The organism is Zestomonas insulae, from assembly GCF_016901015.1.
In the GTDB taxonomy this organism is placed as follows: domain Bacteria; phylum Pseudomonadota; class Gammaproteobacteria; order Pseudomonadales; family Pseudomonadaceae; genus Aquipseudomonas; species Aquipseudomonas insulae.
Genome location: NZ_JAFEUP010000001.1, coordinates 338,628 through 355,830, shown reverse-complemented (window position 1 = coordinate 355,830; position 17,203 = coordinate 338,628). Strand labels below are relative to the sequence as shown.

At 63.3% G+C, this 17,203-nt stretch carries 21 protein-coding genes; 12 read left to right on the top strand and 9 right to left on the bottom strand.

What is annotated here, in order from left to right; translation table 11 throughout:
* Positions 1-580: 580 nt before the first annotated feature.
* On the bottom strand, positions 581-1,105 hold the full coding sequence (gene thpR / locus JQX08_RS01720) for an RNA 2',3'-cyclic phosphodiesterase (RefSeq protein ID WP_204914272.1): 525 nt from the start codon (positions 1,103-1,105) through the stop codon (positions 581-583).
* Positions 1,106-1,295: 190 nt separating this feature from the next.
* On the opposite strand from thpR, the gene JQX08_RS01715 reads away from it, so the two are divergent.
* A complete protein-coding gene (locus tag JQX08_RS01715) occupies positions 1,296-1,628 on the top strand; it encodes a class I SAM-dependent methyltransferase (protein WP_204914270.1) in 333 nt (110 codons plus the stop codon).
* Here the strand turns inward: JQX08_RS01715 and greB are convergent.
* Genes greB through JQX08_RS01700 form a run of 3 tightly spaced genes read right to left on the bottom strand, consistent with a single transcriptional unit; the run spans position 1,619 to position 5,344 of the window.
* A complete protein-coding gene (gene greB, locus JQX08_RS01710; protein WP_204914269.1) occupies positions 1,619-2,116 on the bottom strand; it encodes a transcription elongation factor GreB in 498 nt (165 codons plus the stop codon). The two genes, JQX08_RS01715 and greB, sit on opposite strands and share 10 nt — an antisense overlap.
* A gap of 40 nt (positions 2,117-2,156) precedes the next feature.
* Positions 2,157-4,661 (bottom strand): ABC transporter permease, encoded by a 2,505-nt coding sequence (locus tag JQX08_RS01705; protein ID WP_204914267.1) that lies wholly within the window; start codon positions 4,659-4,661, stop codon positions 2,157-2,159.
* Positions 4,661-5,344, bottom strand: a complete 684-nt coding sequence (locus JQX08_RS01700) for an ABC transporter ATP-binding protein (protein WP_204914265.1) — start codon at positions 5,342-5,344, stop codon at positions 4,661-4,663. Before JQX08_RS01700 ends, JQX08_RS01705 begins: the two co-directional genes overlap by 1 nt.
* Positions 5,345-5,354: 10 nt before the next feature.
* Here JQX08_RS01700 and JQX08_RS01695 point away from each other — a divergent pair, with 10 nt between their 5' ends.
* The 3 genes from JQX08_RS01695 to JQX08_RS01685 all read left to right on the top strand — a co-directional run bounded on the left by JQX08_RS01695 (position 5,355) and on the right by JQX08_RS01685 (position 7,324).
* The gene (locus JQX08_RS01695; RefSeq protein ID WP_204914263.1) at positions 5,355-5,960 is read left to right on the top strand and encodes an arylesterase; all 606 of its coding nucleotides are present in this window, start codon (positions 5,355-5,357) and stop codon (positions 5,958-5,960) included.
* Between the two features lie 58 nt (positions 5,961-6,018).
* Positions 6,019-6,300 carry a hypothetical protein gene (locus JQX08_RS01690; protein WP_204914261.1) on the top strand — a complete coding sequence of 94 codons (282 nt, stop codon included), beginning with the start codon at positions 6,019-6,021 and terminating at the stop codon, positions 6,298-6,300.
* 61 nt (positions 6,301-6,361) lie between these two features.
* Complete coding sequence (locus tag JQX08_RS01685; RefSeq protein ID WP_204914259.1) at positions 6,362-7,324, top strand: L,D-transpeptidase family protein; 963 nt, start codon at positions 6,362-6,364, stop codon at positions 7,322-7,324.
* A gap of 138 nt (positions 7,325-7,462) precedes the next feature.
* Here JQX08_RS01685 and oprI read toward each other — a convergent pair whose 3' ends face one another.
* Complete coding sequence (gene oprI / locus JQX08_RS01680; protein WP_187672082.1) at positions 7,463-7,714, bottom strand: outer membrane lipoprotei OprI; 252 nt, start codon at positions 7,712-7,714, stop codon at positions 7,463-7,465.
* A gap of 328 nt (positions 7,715-8,042) precedes the next feature.
* Here oprI and JQX08_RS01675 point away from each other — a divergent pair, with 328 nt between their 5' ends.
* Positions 8,043-9,308, top strand: a complete 1,266-nt coding sequence (locus JQX08_RS01675; protein WP_204914257.1) for a hypothetical protein — start codon at positions 8,043-8,045, stop codon at positions 9,306-9,308.
* A gap of 19 nt (positions 9,309-9,327) precedes the next feature.
* Entirely contained in the window at positions 9,328-9,609 is a 282-nt protein-coding gene (locus JQX08_RS01670; protein WP_204914255.1) for a GNAT family N-acetyltransferase, read from the top strand.
* A 58-nt stretch (positions 9,610-9,667) separates the two neighbouring features.
* On the opposite strand, the gene JQX08_RS01665 is transcribed toward JQX08_RS01670, so the two are convergent.
* Entirely contained in the window at positions 9,668-10,744 is a 1,077-nt protein-coding gene (locus JQX08_RS01665; protein WP_204914253.1) for a 3-deoxy-7-phosphoheptulonate synthase, read from the bottom strand.
* A gap of 165 nt (positions 10,745-10,909) precedes the next feature.
* Positions 10,910-11,320 (bottom strand): PilZ domain-containing protein, encoded by a 411-nt coding sequence (locus JQX08_RS01660; protein ID WP_204914251.1) that lies wholly within the window; start codon positions 11,318-11,320, stop codon positions 10,910-10,912.
* Positions 11,321-11,370: 50 nt separating this feature from the next.
* Between JQX08_RS01660 and JQX08_RS01655 the strand changes: the two genes are divergently transcribed.
* The 5 genes from JQX08_RS01655 (at position 11,371) to cysB (ending at position 15,265) form a co-directional block, all read left to right on the top strand.
* Positions 11,371-11,706, top strand: coding sequence for a YbbN family protein (locus tag JQX08_RS01655; protein ID WP_346727567.1), 336 nt, complete (start codon positions 11,371-11,373; stop codon positions 11,704-11,706).
* A complete protein-coding gene (locus JQX08_RS01650; protein ID WP_204914248.1) occupies positions 11,707-12,660 on the top strand; it encodes a putative 2-dehydropantoate 2-reductase in 954 nt (317 codons plus the stop codon).
* Between the two features lie 7 nt (positions 12,661-12,667).
* Positions 12,668-13,573 (top strand): 5'-nucleotidase, encoded by a 906-nt coding sequence (locus tag JQX08_RS01645; protein WP_204914246.1) that lies wholly within the window; start codon positions 12,668-12,670, stop codon positions 13,571-13,573.
* A 97-nt stretch (positions 13,574-13,670) separates the two neighbouring features.
* Entirely contained in the window at positions 13,671-14,177 is a 507-nt protein-coding gene (locus tag JQX08_RS01640; RefSeq protein WP_204914244.1) for a universal stress protein, read from the top strand.
* Between the two features lie 113 nt (positions 14,178-14,290).
* Positions 14,291-15,265, top strand: coding sequence for an HTH-type transcriptional regulator CysB (gene cysB, locus JQX08_RS01635; protein ID WP_204914242.1), 975 nt, complete (start codon positions 14,291-14,293; stop codon positions 15,263-15,265).
* 47 nt (positions 15,266-15,312) lie between these two features.
* On the opposite strand, the gene JQX08_RS01630 is transcribed toward cysB, so the two are convergent.
* Positions 15,313-15,660: a hypothetical protein gene (locus JQX08_RS01630; RefSeq protein WP_204914240.1), complete on the bottom strand. Its 348-nt coding sequence runs from the start codon at positions 15,658-15,660 to the stop codon at positions 15,313-15,315.
* Positions 15,661-15,664: 4 nt separating this feature from the next.
* A complete protein-coding gene (locus JQX08_RS01625) occupies positions 15,665-16,399 on the bottom strand; it encodes a phosphoadenylyl-sulfate reductase (protein WP_204914238.1) in 735 nt (244 codons plus the stop codon).
* A gap of 186 nt (positions 16,400-16,585) precedes the next feature.
* Between JQX08_RS01625 and thrH the strand changes: the two genes are divergently transcribed.
* Positions 16,586-17,203, top strand: a complete 618-nt coding sequence (gene thrH, locus JQX08_RS01620; protein ID WP_204914236.1) for a bifunctional phosphoserine phosphatase/homoserine phosphotransferase ThrH — start codon at positions 16,586-16,588, stop codon at positions 17,201-17,203.

Here is a 17,203-nt window from a genome sequence, read left to right as displayed (position 1 = left end):
TGTGCCACGTTTTCTGAGGGACAAGCGCGAAGCGCTCTGGCCTGCGGCTACGCGGGCGGAGGGCGGGGTGGCCTGGAAAGAGGGTGTCGATGCCACCGGTTACAGGCCGTAACGAGAGGATGGGGTAGATGGTCACACTAAGTAGTTAGGTGGACTTACCCTAAAGGGTCGCGAGCGCTCTAGCTCGGGCTTTTCAACTACACGTATGGGTCTCCTGGCGGAAGGGGATTCAAACGGGAAAAGGCCGCGGATCGACCGGAGAAAGCGATTGCAGGTCGCAAGCATTTGGGAGCGTGCGTCCCGATGCTTTCTGTGTGTCCTGGGCAGCGGGGCTTTCGCAGAATCCGTGCCAGTCTCGTGCAATGGCGATGGCGGCGCTCTAGACCGCGGGCCGGGCGTCTTCGGCAGGTTTTCGTATGGAACTCGATCTGTTACGAGGCTACGCAAAAGAGCGCTTGTCGAGTGGCAAAAAGTAGCAGTGTCTTGAATAAATTATCTTTATATTCAATCAGTTACTACCTGAACGGGTAGTGCGCTAGCCCGTTAGGGTCGGTCGATTGGCGAAGGTGGCCGGCGGCGACTACCCCCTGAGGTGATGACGACTCAGGGCCTTGTAACGCGTCCCACCCTGATGGTTTTCAGAAACATAGAGCGCGAAGCTCTCAACCTGCCAGCTGAAGCTCGGTGCCACCGCCAAGCCGCCAGGCAACGCTCGGCAATGTCGGGCGAGCGTCAGATGCGGATGGAAACGCCGGTCCTCGACATCGAAGCCCTGGCTCAGCAAGCGCTCACGCAGGCTGTGCTCCAGAGCAATCAGGGCGTCGGGTGGCCGGCTGGACGCCAAGTGAAGCAAGCCGCCATGCCATCGCTCCAGACGATCGAAGGTGAGCGCGAAGGCCGGGGCGACAATCTCCTCGGCGAGCGCCTTCAGTTCGGCCAGCCTGCCGCGCGGCTGACTGCCGAGGAAGACGAGGGTGATGTGCAGGTTTTCCGCCGCCACTGGCCGGCCGAACGTACCGAGCGCATCTCGCCAGCTGGCCACGCGCGAGGCTAAGTCAGGTGGACAGGGTAGGGCGAAGAACAAACGCAAGGGTGGCGTGGTCATGGCGCTCTCCGGTTCGCGGCCTTGACAGTATTGCGTGGCTCTTCATAGGATTCCGGTCATTGCGCCGATTTAGTCAGCTACTTGCGGGGCGCAGAGGTCGAAGTCGAGGCCTCGAAATACCGCTAAAGCGCTGGTTCGGTGTCGCCTCTCACCGCTGCCCAGCGGGATTCTCGAGGCGGAGACCTACACCATGAGCTGCCCCCAACCGCAGATTCGTCTGACACCGCTGACCAGCGGGCCCCTGCTGCGCAACCCGAAAGTGCTGCTCGGCGGCGAACATCAGCCCACCTTGTTGCGTTATCTCGATGGCTGGCCGAAGCGCTGGCGTCGCCCCTACACCCTGTTGATCCAGTTTGCCCGCGAGGGTGAATCGCTGGCGCGCTTCGCCGACGACAGTTTCGACCTGGCGGTGGTGCAGACGCCGGCGGTCGGGCAGTTACCCGAGCTGGTTAGCCAGCTGACCCGCGTCGCACGCCAGGGCTTGATCACGCGGCGTCCGCCACGCTTGAGCCTTCAGGGGTAATCGATCGCCACGATGTAGCAGAGCTGCTCGCCGGTTGGCGTGTGCACCCGCACCTCGGCGTCCAGCGCCTTGCCGACCAGGGCGCGGGCCAGCGGCGAGTCGATGCTGATGAGGTTCTGTTTCAGGTCGAGCTCGTCGGGGCCGACGATCCGGTAGCGCGACTGGTCGCCGTCTTCGTCCTCGATGGTCACCCAGGCACCGAAGTACACCTTGCCCGGGTCGGAGGGCCGCTGGCTGACCACCTTGAGGTTTTCCAGGCGCTTGGTGAGGAAGCGCACGCGGCTGTCGATCTCGCGCAGCATCTTCTTGCCGTAGGTGTACTCGGCGTTCTCCGAGCGATCGCCCTGGGCCGCTGCCTCGCTCACCGCCTGGGTCACCTGCGGGCGCCGCACATGCCACAGCTCGTGCAGCTCGGCACGCATGCGGGCCTCGCCTTCGGGGGTGATCAGGGGGGTTCCCGCGCTGCGGGGTGGACGGTAGCGGCTCATGGGGACTCTTGATCCGGAAAGGGGCGCCAGTTTACCAAGCTCACCCTTCGCGCAGCACGCTCAGCGGACTGCTCTGCAGCGCGCGACGCGTTCCCAGCAAGCCTGCAGTGGCGATCAGCAGCGCACCGATCAGCGGCAATGTCAGCAGCCAGGGGTGTGGTTGCCACGGCAGGTCGAAGACGTAGCGATAGAGTAGGAAGCTCACCAACTCGCAGCCGGTGGCGGCGAGCAGACCGCTGCTGGCGCCGAGCAGGGCGAACTCGGCCCGTCGCGCTTGCACCAGCAGCTCGCGGCGGGCGCCCAGCGCGCGCAGCAGGGCACCCTGGCGGATGCGTTCGTCGAGGGTGGCCTGCAGGCCGGCGAACAGCACGGCGATGCCGGCGGCGAGGACGAACAGCAGCACGTACTCCACGGCCAGGGTCACCTGATCGAGGATGCTGCGCAGTTGCGCGAGCAGTGCGTCGACCTGCAGCAAGGTGACGGCCGGGAAGGCGCGGGACAGCGCTACCAGTTGCCGATCCTGCTGCGGCGGCAAATAGAAACTGGCCAGGTAGGTCACTGGCAGGTCCCGCAGGGTGCCGGGCTCGAAGATCATGTAGAAGTTGGGTTGGAAGCTATCCCACTCGACCTCGCGCAGGCTGGTGACGCGTGCCTCGCGCTCGATGCCGCCGATGTTGAAGCGCAGGCGGTCGCCGAGTTGTACGTGCAGGCTGGTGGCGAGCTTGGACTCCACCGACACGCCCGGCAGGTCGCTGGCATGTGCCGTACTCCACCAGCTGCCGGCCGCTACATGGTTGCTCACCGGCAGCTCGCTCGCCCAGGTCAGGCTGAGGTCGCGGCGCGACGCGCGCTCGCCTTCGCTGTCCTTGCTGACCAGCTGGCGCACCGGTTCGTCGTTGATTGCCATCAAGCGCCCCGGCACCACCGGGTACAGCGGCGAGGCGTTGGGCGACAGGCGCGCCAGTTCGGCGGCGAAGGCATCACGCTGATCCGGCAGCACGTTGAGGGCGAAATGATTGGGCGCATCGGCCGGCAGTTGCGCCTGCCAGGTATCCAGCAGTTCGCCGCGCAGCAGGGTGATCAGTGCCATCGCCAGCAGAATCAGGCCGAACGCCAAGGCCTGGCCAGCTGCGGCCAGTGGGTGGCGCAGCAACTGCCCCAGGCCGAGGCGCCAGGGTAGCGCGGCACCGGCGAGCAGGCGGCGCAGGCCGCGTAGGCTGAACAGCAACGCACCGCCGAGCAGCAGGGTGACGATCAGGCCGCCGCCGAGCAGGGCCAGGGTCAGCTTCAGGTCGAGGCTGAGGCGCCACATGATCAGGCCGAGCGCCAACACCGCGCCGCCGTAGACCAGCCAGGCGCTGGGTGGCGTGGGCAGCAAGTCGCGGCGAAGCACGCGCAGCGGTGGCACGCGACCGAGTGCGGCGAGCGGCGGCAGCGCGAAGCCGGCCAGGGCCACCAGGCCGATGGCGATGCCGGCCAGCGCCGGGAGCAGGCCGCCGGATGGCACGCGGGTCGGCAGCAGCCCCTGCAATAGATAGAACAAGCCTTGCTGGCCGATCCAGCCGAGCAGGGCGCCGGCCAGGCAGGCGGCACCGCCGAGCAGGGCGAGCTGCAGGGTGAACAGGCCGAGCGCTTCGCGCCTTGACAGACCGAGGCAGCGCAGCAAGGCGCTGGCGTCGAAGCGTCGACTGGCAAAGCGCACGGCGGACAGTGCCACTGCGACCCCGGCCAAGAGCACGGCGGCCAGGCTCGCCAGGTTCAAGTAGCGCTCGGCTCGGCCGAGCGCGCCGCCAATTTGCCGATTGCCGTGGCGGGCATCTTCGATGCGTTGGCTGGGCGCCAGGTCGACGCTAATCGCCTGGCGATAGGCTTCCAGTGTTGCGGACTCGCCGCGCCACAGCTCGCGGTAGCGGACCCGGCTGCCCGGCTGGACGATGCCGGTGGCGGCCAGATCGTCGTAATGCATCAGCACATGCGGGTTGAGGCTGTAGAAGTCGCCGCCGCGGTCTGGTTCGTAGGTCAGCACACGAGTGAGGCGCAGGGTCTTGTTGCCGACGTCGATCCGGTCGCCCGGCTTGAGGTTCAGCGCAGCGAACAGGCGGGCCTCGGCCCAGGCTTCGCCCGGTTGCGGCCCGGCGCTGCTGCTTTCTGGCGCATAGGGCGCCGCGGCACTCTTCAGCTGACCGCGCAGGGGGTAGTGGCTGTCGGCGGCTTTGACGCTGGCCAGCTGGATGCCGTTGTCAGTGGCGATCACGCTGGAGAACTCCACCACCCGCGCCTGCTCCAGGCCCAGGCGTGTGCCGGCGTCGAGTTGTGCAGCGCTCGCCGGTGCGCTGCCCGTCAGTACCAGGTCGGCACCGAGGAACTCGGTGGCGCGCAGCAGCATCGCCGCATTCAGGCGGGCGCCGAAGTAGCCGATGGCGGTGCTGGCGGCGACCGCCACCAGCAGCGCGAAGAACAGCACGCGCATCTCGCCGGCGCGGGTGTCGCGCAGCAGCTGGCGGCACGCCAGGGCAATCAGGCGGGACAGCGGCAGGCCGCGCATCAGGGCGCCACCTGATCGACCAGGCGGCCGCCCTCGAGCCGGATCAACCGGCGGCAGCGGTGCGCCAGGCGTTCATCGTGGGTGACCAGCACCAGGGTGGCGCCGCGTTCCTGGTTCAGCTCGAACAGCAGGTCGCTGATGCGCTCGCCGGTCTGGGTGTCGAGGTTGCCGGTCGGCTCGTCGGCGAACAGTACGTCCGGTTCGGCGACGAAGGCCCGCGCAATCGCTACGCGCTGCTGTTCGCCGCCTGACAGTTGGCGCGGCGCATGGGTAAGGCGTGCGCCCAGGCCGACTCGTTGCAGGAGGGCTGTGGCGCGCTCACGCGCATCGCGGTGGCCTTCCAGTTCGAGTGGCAACATGACGTTTTCCAGCGCGTTGAGGTTGTCCAGCAGCTGGAATGACTGGAAGACAAAGCCGATGTGTTCGGCGCGCACCCGGGCGCGTTGGTCCTCATTCAGCGCCAGCAGGTCATGCCCGGCCAGGGAAATGGCGCCGGCGCTCGGCAGGTCGAGGCCGGCGAGCAGGCCGAGGAGGGTGGATTTGCCGGAGCCAGAGGTGCCGACGATGGCCAGGCTGTCGCCGCGCTGCAGGTTGAGCGAGAGGTCGTGCAGGATGGTCAGGTCGCCTTCCGTGCCGGGGACCACTTTGCTAAGGTTCCGCGCAGTCAGAATGCTCTCGGTCATGGAGAATCCAATGCGTAGCAGGTGGTTGGGCGGTGCCTTGGTGTTGCTGCTATGGACGCAGAGCGCGTTGGCCGGCACCGTGCTGGTCGTCGGGGATAGTATCAGCGCCGCTTTGGGCCTGGATACGGCGCAAGGTTGGGTCGCGCTGCTGCAGCAACGGCTCAAAAATGAGGGCTTCGACTATCAGGTGGTGAACGCGTCGATCAGTGGCGACACCACGGCAGGCGGGCTTTCCCGTCTGCCGGCGTTGCTCGACGCGCACCGTCCTGACCTGGTCATTCTTGAGCTCGGTGGCAACGATGGGCTGCGCGGACAGGCACCCGCACAATTGCAACAGAATCTTGCGGCAATGATCGATCGTGCCGAGGGTGCAGGGGCCAAGGTGCTGCTGCTGGGTATGCGTTTGCCACCCAACTATGGCGAGCGCTACACCAACGCCTTTGCCGGGGTGTTCACCGAACTGGCTCAGGAGAAAGAGGTGCCGTTGGTGCCATTTTTCCTCGAGGGCGTGGGCGGTGTGCCGACGTTGATGCAGGCGGACGGCATTCACCCCAACGCCGGCGCCCAGCCGCGCTTGTTGGACAACCTCTGGCCGAGTCTGAAGCCATTGCTCTGAGGCTTTTCCGCCTAGGGGCTTTCAGCTAATGTTGCGCACCTTGCCCAGGAACCCACCAATGTCGCGCGCTGTCTGGTCGTTGCACGCTTACCAAATGATCGAGCCAGACGAGCAACTGGACCTGTTCGCTTGCCGCGAAATTCGCCTGCATCTGGTGGCGCGGCAACTGGAATTGGGTGGTTTCGCGGACCGTACGCTGTGCGGCGGTCTGTTGCCGGCGCAGCCGCGCTGGTCGGGCGTGAGTCGTGCTTCGCTCCGCGACAAGCGACTGTGTCCTTCCTGCCATGCCGCGTTCCATGCGCGGAAAGCCGGCGAACGGCCCGACTGGCTGGGTTTCTGAGCCCAGCGGCGGCGGTGTACAATCGCCGTTTACCCGTCGTTTTCACGTCAAGGATTTTCGGATGCTGTCGCGCGTTCCCGTGGTCGCTCGTTCTTTATCCCTCGCCACGCTCTTTCTGGCCGGTTCTGCAGGTGCGCTCGAGTTGCCGCTGCCGCCGCCGGGAGAGGATGTCGTCGGCCAGGTGCAAGTGATCAAAGCCAAGTATGAAGACACTTTCGCCGACATCGGCGTGGCCAACGATCTCGGCTATCTGGAAATGGTCGCCGCCAACCCGGGCGTTGACCCTTGGTTGCCGGGCGCGGGCACCGACATCGTGCTGCCGACGCGCTTCATTCTGCCGCCTGGTCCGCGCGAAGGGATCGTGATCAACTTGGCTGAGTACCGCATGTACTACTTCCCGAAAGGCCGGGACGTGGTTTACACCTATCCGCTGGGTATCGGGCGGGAAGGTTGGGGCTCGCCGATCGCCATGACCACTATTACCGGCAAGACGCCTAATCCGGCCTGGTATCCACCCAAGTCCATTCGAGAGGAGCATGCCGCGGATGGCGATCCGTTGCCGGCTATCGTGCCAGCAGGTCCGGATAACCCGTTGGGACCATTCAAGTTCAACCTGGGCACTCCGGGTTACTTGATTCATGGCTCGAACAAGAAGTTCGGTATTGGTATGCGCGTCAGCCACGGCTGTTTCCGTATGCTCAATCCCAACGTGCTGGAATTGGCGAAACTCGTGCCCGTCGGCACCAAGGTGCGCATTCTCAACGAGCCCTATAAGTTCGGCATCAGCGGCGGGAAGATCTATCTCGAAGCCCATACTCCGCTGGATGATCATGGTGACCCCTCAGTAGTCGACAAGCACACGGCAGTGATCAATGCGATGCTCAAGCGCGACGATATGGCGGGCAGCCTGCGTTTGAACTGGGAGGTGGTGCGTGATGTGGTGGCGGCGGAAGATGGTCTTCCGGTCGAAATTGCCGAGCCGGATGCGGCAGTGGCAAGCACTACACCGCCTGCTGCGTTCTGATCACAGTCGCTGTACGGAACCCGTCGAGTGCGATGCGCCGGCGGGTTTTTTATTGCCCGTTATTAGTGCATCAATTATCCGAGGCAATAAAAAAGCCGACTCAGAAGACTGAGTCGGCTTATATAGCCGCGAGGGCTATTACTTGCGGCTGGCTTTTTCCAGCATACGCAGGGCGCGCTCGTTGGCTTCGTCAGCGGTCTGCTGAGCCTTCTGAGCGGCGGCCAGAGCTTCGTCAGCCTTGCGGTAGGCTTCGTCGGCACGGGCTTGAGCGCGAGCAGCTGCGTCTTCAGTCGCAGTCAGACGAGCTTCAGTTTCTTTGGAAGTGCTGCTGCAACCGGTAGCCAGAACTGCGGCCAATGCCAGAGCAGAGAATTTCAGAACGTTGTTCATCGTGTTCCCCTTAAGGTGGATATTCCATAAAGCAACTCCCCGAGCTCGAGGAATTAGCCGGCCTACATACTACCCATTACTTTTAGTAAGTAAACTGACAGAACGCTAGCACGGCTGTTTTTTTCCGGTGGTTGGATGTTTCTTAAGCAAGTGGGAGTGTGGTTGTCTAAAAAACACACAGATTGCTTGGGAAACACACAAACATCCTTTTCTTTGTAGCAGAGATTTGCGCTGCTGCAGCACGCGGGCATGACCGTCTCGCGATCAGGCTGATAAAGTCCCGCAGGTTGGGCTCAAGAATAACAAGCGCTCGAACAAGGACGTCCGCATGTCGAAGATTCTCAAGTGGGGCCTGCTGTCCGTGCTGGCTATCGGATTGCTGATCAAGCTGTCGCTCTGGTGGTCGGTACGTTCGATCATGAACGATGCGATCACTCAGCTTTCACCATTCATGGACATCAGTTATGGCGGGATTACTTCGTCCTTTGATGGGCGGGTGGGTTTGCAAAGTCTGAGCGTTCGCGTACCGGCGGTGAATGACAGTGTGCGAATTGCCCATGCCGAGCTGAAGTTCAATGGTTTGGGGGAGCTGCTGCGTTTCAAGGAGCGCTTGGCCGAGGGCAAGTTTCCCGAGCAGATGGCGCTCAGCCTGAAGGGCGTGGCGCTCGATGTGCATGGTCCGCTCATGCAACAGCTATACGAGACGCCGGCTGAACGTAGCCTGTGGACCGCAATGAGCGAGGTTGCCTGCGGCACTGTGCGTAGTATCGGCACCGATGAGCTGCTGCTGATGGGCTATCGGACCTTCGACACCGATGCCGAGCTTTCTTATCAGTTCAAGCCAGGTGCGCAGTCGCTGGCGCTCAATCTGACCGCCGATAGCCGTGATGTGCTGGATATGCGGTTGGGCCTGTTGCTGTCGAACATGTCGGACAGCCCTGGCGATTTGCGGGTCAATCCGCCTCGTCTCAAGTTGTGGACGATCGAGCTCAATGACAACCAGTATCAGCGCAAGGTGCAGGCGTTTTGTGCTGCTAAGCTTGGTCAGTCCGAAGCCGCCTATGTGCAAACGGCGCTGGACCAGTTCGACAATGCACTACGAGCGCAGCGAATTGCCTTGGATAAACCGGTGTTGGATGGCTATCGACGCTATCTGCAGGATCCGCAAGCGCTGCGCTTGGAGATGAGTCCCACCGAGGGTATGGCCTGGGACGGTCTGCAGTTCTTCGAGCCGAAGGATGTGCTCGCCATGCTGCGCCCGGCGGTATTGGTCAATCAGCAAGTTGTCGAGCCGCTTGGCTTTACCTGGTTCGACCCGACTGCACGGGCTGAACCGAAGGTCGTCGACGTCGTGGCGGTCGAGAAAAGCGAAACGGCGCGCGCCACGCCCCAGTATGAGTTTGTCAGTGTGTCCAGCCTGCCGGAATATGCTGGAAAACGTTTGCAATTCATCACCTATGATGGCGCCTACTATCAGGGTATTTTGCGTAAAGTGGAGAACGGCAAAGCCTTCCTCAGTGTCCAATTTGGGACGGGCGGGGCGGAGATGTTTCTCCGGTTAGATAAGATCGATAAGGTAAGGGTCATGTTTTGAGACCCGGCGAGGAGCGGCGATGAGCGAGGTGTTGTCTATTAGCCATGACCAGGCAGGTCACCGGTTCGAGGCCATTGTGGATGGCGATCGTGCCTACCTGGCGTACATGGATCTGGGGCAACAGACCTTGGATATTTATCGGACGTTTGTGCCGAATTCGTTGCGTGGCCGCGGCATCGCCGCGGCGCTGACCGAGCACGCATTGGCGTATGCCGATCGCTTGGGCTACACGGTGATTCCGTCGTGCTCCTATGTGGAGCGCTACATCGAGCGACGCCAGCGGCAGGCCGCCAAAGGCTGATCGAGGGCGCGTAAACAAAAACGCCGGGCAATGCCCGGCGTTTTTTATGGGTGTCCGCTTAGTCGCGTTTGCGCGCGGGCAGGACGTCCTTGAGCTTGGCGTGCATGCTGCGCACGCTCTTCTCGGTGGCTTCCCAGTCGATGCACGCGTCGGTGATCGATACCCCGTACTTGAGCTGGCACAGGTCCTTCGGAATCGGTTGGCTGCCCCAGCCCAGGTGGCTTTCGACCATCAGGCCGACGATCGAGTTGTTACCCTCGAGGATCTGGTTGGCGACGTTGTCCATGACCAGCGGTTGCAGAGCCGGATCCTTGTTGGAGTTGGCATGGCTGCAGTCGATCATGACGTTCGGGCGGATACCGGCCTTGTTCAGGTCCTGCTCGCAGATCGCCACGCTGACCGAGTCGTAGTTCGGCTTGCCGTTGCCGCCGCGCAGTACCACGTGACCGTAGGCATTGCCTTTGGTGGTGACGATCGACACGCCGCCTTCCTGGTTGATTCCGAGGAAGCGGTGCGGACTGGAAACCGACTGCAAGGCGTTGATGGCCACGGTCAGGCTGCCATCGGTGCCATTCTTGAAGCCGACAGCGGAGGAAAGGCCGGAGGCCATTTCGCGGTGAGTCTGTGATTCAGTGGTGCGCGCGCCGATGGCGGACCAACTGATCAGGTCTTGCAGGTACTGCGGGGAAATCGGGTCGAGCGCTTCGGTCGCGGTCGGCAGGCCCATTTCGGCCAGGTCGCGGAGCAGCTGGCGGCCGATGCGCAGGCCGTCTTCGATCTTGAACGAGTCGTCGAGGTACGGGTCGTTGATCAATCCCTTCCAGCCGACAGTGGTGCGTGGCTTCTCGAAATACACACGCATGACCAGGTACAGGCTGTCCGACACTTCGGCGGCCAGGACTTTCAGGCGCTCGGCATACTCGTGGGCCGCCTTGACGTCGTGGATCGAGCAGGGGCCGATCACGATGAACAGGCGATGGTCCTTGCCATCGAGGATGTTGCGGATCACCTCGCGGCCATTGGCAACGGTGTGCAGGGCGGCGTCGGTCAGGGGGATTTCGTGCTTCAGCTGATCGGGGGTGATCAGAGTCTCGTTGGAAGCGACGTTGAGATCGTCGATCGGTAAATCAGCCATCGTGCTATTCATCAGCTCAGAGTTCACGGGTGCCGGCCGCCAGCCAAGTCCCGTGCGGCGGAGCACAGCATTAAAGACGCAACGGGGGAACGAACCTTAGCGCGTTAAGCGCTGGCTCGACAATGGGGCGGCGGCGGAATGGGCGACCGGAGGTGGCCGAATGCCTCAATCGCGGGGGAAATCTGCCGCATTCTGGTCGATCCATTCGCGCGCCAGCGATTCCACCGGCAGCGCATGGCCGGCCTGTTCCTCGCATTGCTGGCGATAGCGTTCGATCTGGCAGACCTGCTCGACCATGCGCGCACGAAACAGCGTGTCCTCGTCGAGAAAGGTGATGCCAATCAGGTAATCGTCGGCTTGCTTGCGACACCAAGCCACCACGCCGGCGCAGCGGGCCTGCTCGCCGAGCAGCGGAATGCACAGTTCGACCGCCGTGCCCCGGCGAATTGCTTTGGCTGAATTGCAGGCCACGCCGCCGAGGCTGATATTGTGCAACCGCTGCTTGGGCAGAAAGGCATGCTTGCGTTGGACCAGTTCCACGGGTAGTTCCGCCGGATGGCGCAGGTATTGCCGCATGTAACGCAGGCTCCGGTGTTCACCATTTGAATAGTGCTGTCGACAGTATAGTGATCGAGATAGAACTGACTGACCTTGATGCCGACCGCAGCTTGCTCGATTGGCCCGGCACCTCCCTGGTGATCTTTACCGGCGAGGGCTGTGCCAGTTGTCGCTGGGCGCGGCGTGAGCTGCCCAAGCTGAAGCTGCCGCTCGACCGTCTGTGCTGGATCGATGCCGGGCGCAACGGCGGCCTGGTCGAGCGATACGAGGTCTTTCATCTACCCGCCCTATTTGCCGTGCGCGACGGGCGCTTCTTCGGCACCGTGCAGGCTCGACTGAGCCTCTCGGAGCTGACGACTGCGCTGGAGCGGGCATGGCTGCGATTTGAAGAGGAGCTTCCCTGAATGACTGAAACACAGCGTCCGCGCATCGGCATTATCGGCACCGGGGCAATTGGCGGTTTCTATGGGCTGTTGCTGGCGCGTGCCGGCTTTGATGTGCACTTTCTGTTGCGCAGCGAGTACGACGCCGTCGCCGAGCGCGGTTTGTTGCTCAATAGCGCGGTGCACGGCGCGCTGACTCTGCATCCGGTGCAGGCTTACCGCAGCGCGGCGGACCTGCCGCCCTGCGATTGGCTGCTGGTCGGCACCAAGACCACCAGCAACCCGGAATTGGCTCCGGTGATCGCGGCAGCTGCCGCTGAGGGCGCCAAGGTGGTGCTGCTGCAGAACGGTCTGGGCGTCGAAGAGGAACTGCGTCCGCTGCTGCCGGAGGGCCTGCATTTGCTGGGCGGCCTCTGCTACATCTGCGTGCACCGTGACGGTCCGGGGGTGATCGAGCACCAGGCTCTGGGCGCGGTTACCTTCGGCTACCACTCGGGGCCGGCGTCCACCAGCGAGCAGCAGGCGATCGTCGAAGCCGCGGTGGCACTGTTCTCCGCTGCCGGGATCGATGCCAAGGGCATGGCTAATCTGGGCCAGGCGCGCTGGCTGAAGCTGGTGTGGAACGTACCGTACAACGGTCTGGCGGTGCTGCTCGATGGCGGTACCACCAAGCTGATGAAGCAGGCCGACAGCCGCGTGCTGATCGGCGCCATCATGGACGAGGTGGTGCAAGGTGCGCAGGCCTGCGGGCATGCCGTGCCGGAGAACTACGCCGCGCAACTGTTGGCCGCCACCGACCGCATGGCCGACTACCTGCCGAGCATGTACCACGACTACACCCAGCGCCGACCGCTGGAGCTGCACGCCATCTACGCGGCACCCCTGGCTGCGGCTGCCGCCGCCGGTTGCGCGATGCCGCGCGTGGAAATGTTGTATCAGGCGCTACGCTTCCTGGATGAGGGCAACCTGGATTGAGGTCGATATGAGCAAGGGATTGGGCGACAAGCTGGTACTGGCGATTTCCTCGCGGGCGTTGTTCGACTTGAGCGAAAGCCACCGGATCTACGAAAGCGAGGGAGTCGAAGCCTATCGGCAATACCAGATCGACCACGAGGAGGAGACTCTCGCGCCAGGCGACGCCTTTCCCCTGGTGGAGAAGCTGCTGGCCCTCAACGACCGCCTGCAGCAGGCCCGCGTCGAGGTGATCCTGGTGTCGCGCAACAGCGCCGACACCGGCTTGCGCGCCTTCAATTCAATCCAGCACTACAAGCTCGGCATCTCGCGGGCCGCCTTCGTCGGTGGGCGCAGCCCCGATCCCTATCTGGCCGCCTTCGGCTGTCACCTGTTCCTTTCGACCCATGCCGAGGATGTGCGCAACGCCTTGGGCTCTGGATTTGGCGCGGCGACCATCCTCTCGGGTGGCCCACGGCGGGCGGCGAGCACCGAGCTGCGCATCGCCTTCGACGGCGATGCGGTGCTCTTCTCCGACGAATCCGAGCGGATCTACCAGAAGGGCGGATTGGATGCGTTCCAGAGTCACGAGCGGGATTCGGCGCGGGAGCTGCTGGGTGGCGGCCCGTTCAAACCGTTCCTCGCCGCCTTGCACAGCCTGCAGCAGGAGTTTCCCAGCGAGGCATGCCCGATCCGCACGGCGCTGGTGACGGCGCGTTCGGCACCGGCGCACGAGCGGGTGATCCGCACGCTGCGCGAGTGGAACATCCGTCTGGATGAGTCGTTCTTTCTTGGTGGGCTGGAAAAGTCGGCGGTGCTCGAAGCCTTCGGCGCCGACGTGTTCTTCGACGACCAGCTCGGTCACTGCGAGAAGGCGCGCGAGCGGGTCGCCACCGGCCATGTGCCGCACGGCATCAGCAACGAAACGCTGCTCTAGGCACCGCTCATCTTCCCGGCCCGCGGCGGCCGTGCTTTATGGCGCGCGCTGCTAAGCTCAAACCAAGGCGCGCCGGCCGGCGGAGCGGGGAGAGCGCATGATTCGTTCGATTCTCTATGCGACAGATCTCGGGCTGTACGCCACCTATGTGCTGCAGCATGCATTGTTTTTGGCCCGCGCTTTTCGCGCCGAGCTGCATGTCATTCACGCCGTCGAGCCGATGAGCCTATTTGCCGAGTCGGTGCTGAAGAGTTATGTCGATCAGGACACCCTCGAAGAGATCCGCAACAAAGGCCTGAGCACGGTGATGACCAGCATCGAGCGGCGGGTGCTGGATGCCTTCCGTGACGAGCTGGATGGTGCCGACGACCTGGCGCTGGTCCGCGCCGTACGGGTGGTTCAGGGCGATCCACCGCAAGTCATTCTCGAAGAAACCAAGCGTTTGGCGGTCGATCTGCTGGTGGTCGGCAGTCACAGTCATGGCGTGGAACTGGAAGTGCCGATGGGGCGGACGGCCTTGCGCCTGCTGCAGTTGGCCGAAGTTCCGGTGTATCTGGTGCCGATGCTGCAGCACCGTGGGCGTAGCGAGGAGGCGGGCCGTTAGACGAACGGCATGCAGGTCTGAAAAAAACGTCTAGTTTTATTCTTCTAACCATTAATATGGTTATATGACGCCGCTTGCCACCGCAGCGCCGTACTTCGCTTTGAGGGATATCTATGAAGCTTCAGCAATTGCGTTACATCTGGGAAGTAGCGCACCACGACCTCAACGTCTCCGCGACGGCGCAGAGCCTGTATACCTCGCAGCCGGGGATCAGCAAGCAGATCCGCTTGCTGGAAGACGAACTGGGGGTCGAGGTCTTCGCCCGTAGCGGTAAGCACTTGACCCGGGTGACACCCGCTGGCGAACGCATCATCACCACCGCCGGGGAGATTCTGCGCAAGGTCGAGAGCATCAAGCAGATCGCCCAGGAGTTCTCCAACGAGAAGAAAGGCACGCTGTCCATCGCCACCACGCACACCCAGGCGCGCTACGCGCTGCCGGCGGTGATCAGTGCCTTCATCAAGCAGTACCCGGAAGTTTCCCTGCACATGCACCAGGGCACGCCGATGCAGATCGCCGAAATGGCGGCTGACGGCACCGTCGATTTCGCCATCGCCACCGAAGCCCTCGAGCTGTTCGGCGACCTGGTGATGATGCCGTGCTATCGCTGGAACCGTTGCGTGGTGGTGCCCCAAGGCCATCCGCTGACCAAGCTGCCGAAGCTGACCCTCGAGGCGCTGGCCGAATACCCGATCGTCACCTACGTGTTCGGCTTTACCGGCCGCTCCAAGCTCGACGAGGCGTTCAGCCGCCGCGGCCTGTCGCCGAAAGTGGTGTTCACCGCCGCCGACGCCGACGTGATCAAGACCTACGTGCGCCTCGGCCTGGGCGTCGGCATCGTCGCCAAGATGGCCGTCGACACCAAGCTCGACTCCGACCTGGTGGTGCTCGATGCCAGCGAGCTGTTCGAGTCCAGCGTCACCAAGATCGGCTTCCGCCGTGGCACTTTCCTGCGCGGCTTCATGTGCGACTTCATCGAGAAGTTCGCCCCGCACCTCAATCGGGATGTGCTGACCAAGGCCGTGCAGTGCCACAACAAGAGCGAACTGGATGAGCTGTTCCAGGACGTGAAGCTGCCCACCTACTGATCGGGTACGCAGCAAAGAAAAGCCCGGCTTGTGCCGGGCTTTTTCGTTCAGAGACGGTCGAGGCCGTCGCGCTTGGCCAGTTCGGCCAACGCGGCCACATCATCGCTCGGTGCGCTGGCTGTTTTCGGCTCGAGCACGGCATGCAGAAAGGCGAGGAACACCGTGTAGACCTGCTCGCTGCCGTCGTCCTGGCGGACGATGAAGAACGGCGCGCTGTCCACGCCATAGTGCTGGGCAATCATCCAGCCGACCCCGCCGGGGTCGCGCTCGTCGGCGATGACGATGCGATCGATGCGCCCCAGGTAGCCGCGCCGCTCGAGCTGCTCGAGCACGTCGCGGCATTTGCGGCAGTCCTGACCATCGGCCAGGACTTTCTTCACCAGGGTTATGCGCATCGGCTCAGTGCTTCGCGATCAGATTGCCGGCATGCAGCCCGCATTCTTTCTGGGTGGCTTCCTCCCACCACCAGCGACCTTCGCGCTCGTGCTGGTTCGGCAGTACCGGGCGGGTGCAGGGCTCGCAGCCGATGCTGATGAAGCCGCGTTCGTGCAGGGCGTTGTACGGCAACTCGAGCATGCGGATGTAGCCCCAGACCTCCTCGCTGCTCATCTGTGCCAGCGGGTTGAACTTGTACAGGGAGCGCTCCGGCGTGGAGAACGCGCTGTCCACTTCCAGCGCGGCGACCGCGCTACGGGTGCCAGGGCTCTGGTCGCGGCGCTGGCCGGTGGCCCAGGCGCGTACGGTGGAGAGCTTGCGGCGCAGCGGCTCGATCTTGCGGATGCCGCAGCACTCGCCGTGACCATCCTCATAGAAGCTGAACAGGCCCTTTTCCTTGACGAAGGGCTCAAGCAGGCGCGCGTCGGGGGAGAGCACCTCGATGGCGATGCCGTAGTGTTTGCGCACCTGGTCGATGAAGCGATAGGTCTCCGGGTGCAGGCGGCCGGTATCGAGGCTGAACACCTTGACGTTCTTGTTGAGTTTCCAGGCCATGTCGACCAGGACCACGTCCTCGGCGCCACTGAAGGAAATCCACAGGTCGTCGCCGAAATGTTCGAAGGCGAGTTTGAGGATGTCCTGTGGGGACTTGTTGGCGTACGTCGCGGCCAGTTCGGCGACATCGAAGGGGTGGCTCATCAGGCGGGCTTCCTAGTTATGGTGGCGCTGAGCGCTCTGTGCCTGCGATGGTAACAAATCGGCCGCGGCCGCCTAAATAACCATCGAAGCGCGGGACTGTGCTATTTGGCTGCAAGCCACGCGTTGCGCCGCCCAAGGCGAGCGGATAGAGTGCCGCCTTCGTCCAAAACTCGCTGGGAGTGTGCTGTGGAAATCGCCTGTCTCGACCTGGAAGGTGTGCTGGTTCCGGAAATCTGGATCGCCTTCGCTGAAAAAACCGGAATCGACGCGCTCAAGGCGACCACCCGGGACATCCCTGACTACGACGTGCTGATGAAGCAGCGCCTGCGCATCCTCGACGAGCACGGCCTGAAGCTGAAGGACATCCAGGACGTGATCGCCACCCTCAAGCCGCTGGACGGCGCCGTCGAGTTCGTCGACTGGCTGCGTGAGCGTTTCCAGGTGGTGATCCTCTCCGACACCTTCTACGAGTTCTCCCAGCCGCTGATGCGCCAGCTCGGTTTCCCGACCCTGCTGTGCCACAAGCTGATCACCGACGACACCGATCGCGTGGTGGACTACCAACTGCGCCAGAAGGACCCCAAGCGTCAGTCGGTCATCGCCTTCAAGAGCCTGTACTACCGCGTGATCGCCGCCGGCGACTCGTACAACGACACCACCATGCTCTCCGAAGCGCACGCCGGCATTCTGTTCCACGCGCCGGACAACGTGATCCGCGAGTTCCCGCAGTTCCCGGCGGTGCACACCTATGAAGACCTCAAGCGCGAGTTCCTCAAGGCGTCCAACCGCCCGCTGAGCCTGTAA

Excerpts from the sequence above, each read along its gene's own strand:
- thpR (WP_204914272.1), bottom strand. The coding sequence starts at position 1,105 with ATGACCACGCCACCCTTGCGTTTGTTCTTCGCCCTACCCTGTCCACCT.
- JQX08_RS01715 (WP_204914270.1), top strand. The coding sequence starts at position 1,296 with ATGAGCTGCCCCCAACCGCAGATTCGTCTGACACCGCTGACCAGCGGG.
- greB (WP_204914269.1), bottom strand. The coding sequence starts at position 2,116 with ATGAGCCGCTACCGTCCACCCCGCAGCGCGGGAACCCCCCTGATCACC.
- JQX08_RS01705 (WP_204914267.1), bottom strand. The coding sequence starts at position 4,661 with ATGCGCGGCCTGCCGCTGTCCCGCCTGATTGCCCTGGCGTGCCGCCAG.
- JQX08_RS01700 (WP_204914265.1), bottom strand. The coding sequence starts at position 5,344 with ATGACCGAGAGCATTCTGACTGCGCGGAACCTTAGCAAAGTGGTCCCC.
- JQX08_RS01695 (WP_204914263.1), top strand. The coding sequence starts at position 5,355 with ATGCGTAGCAGGTGGTTGGGCGGTGCCTTGGTGTTGCTGCTATGGACG.
- JQX08_RS01690 (WP_204914261.1), top strand. The coding sequence starts at position 6,019 with ATGTCGCGCGCTGTCTGGTCGTTGCACGCTTACCAAATGATCGAGCCA.
- JQX08_RS01685 (WP_204914259.1), top strand. The coding sequence starts at position 6,362 with ATGCTGTCGCGCGTTCCCGTGGTCGCTCGTTCTTTATCCCTCGCCACG.
- oprI (WP_187672082.1), bottom strand. The coding sequence starts at position 7,714 with ATGAACAACGTTCTGAAATTCTCTGCTCTGGCATTGGCCGCAGTTCTG.
- JQX08_RS01675 (WP_204914257.1), top strand. The coding sequence starts at position 8,043 with ATGTCGAAGATTCTCAAGTGGGGCCTGCTGTCCGTGCTGGCTATCGGA.
- JQX08_RS01670 (WP_204914255.1), top strand. The coding sequence starts at position 9,328 with ATGAGCGAGGTGTTGTCTATTAGCCATGACCAGGCAGGTCACCGGTTC.
- JQX08_RS01665 (WP_204914253.1), bottom strand. The coding sequence starts at position 10,744 with ATGGCTGATTTACCGATCGACGATCTCAACGTCGCTTCCAACGAGACT.
- JQX08_RS01660 (WP_204914251.1), bottom strand. The coding sequence starts at position 11,320 with ATGCGGCAATACCTGCGCCATCCGGCGGAACTACCCGTGGAACTGGTC.
- JQX08_RS01650 (WP_204914248.1), top strand. The coding sequence starts at position 11,707 with ATGACTGAAACACAGCGTCCGCGCATCGGCATTATCGGCACCGGGGCA.
- JQX08_RS01645 (WP_204914246.1), top strand. The coding sequence starts at position 12,668 with ATGAGCAAGGGATTGGGCGACAAGCTGGTACTGGCGATTTCCTCGCGG.
- JQX08_RS01640 (WP_204914244.1), top strand. The coding sequence starts at position 13,671 with ATGATTCGTTCGATTCTCTATGCGACAGATCTCGGGCTGTACGCCACC.
- cysB (WP_204914242.1), top strand. The coding sequence starts at position 14,291 with ATGAAGCTTCAGCAATTGCGTTACATCTGGGAAGTAGCGCACCACGAC.
- JQX08_RS01630 (WP_204914240.1), bottom strand. The coding sequence starts at position 15,660 with ATGCGCATAACCCTGGTGAAGAAAGTCCTGGCCGATGGTCAGGACTGC.
- JQX08_RS01625 (WP_204914238.1), bottom strand. The coding sequence starts at position 16,399 with ATGAGCCACCCCTTCGATGTCGCCGAACTGGCCGCGACGTACGCCAAC.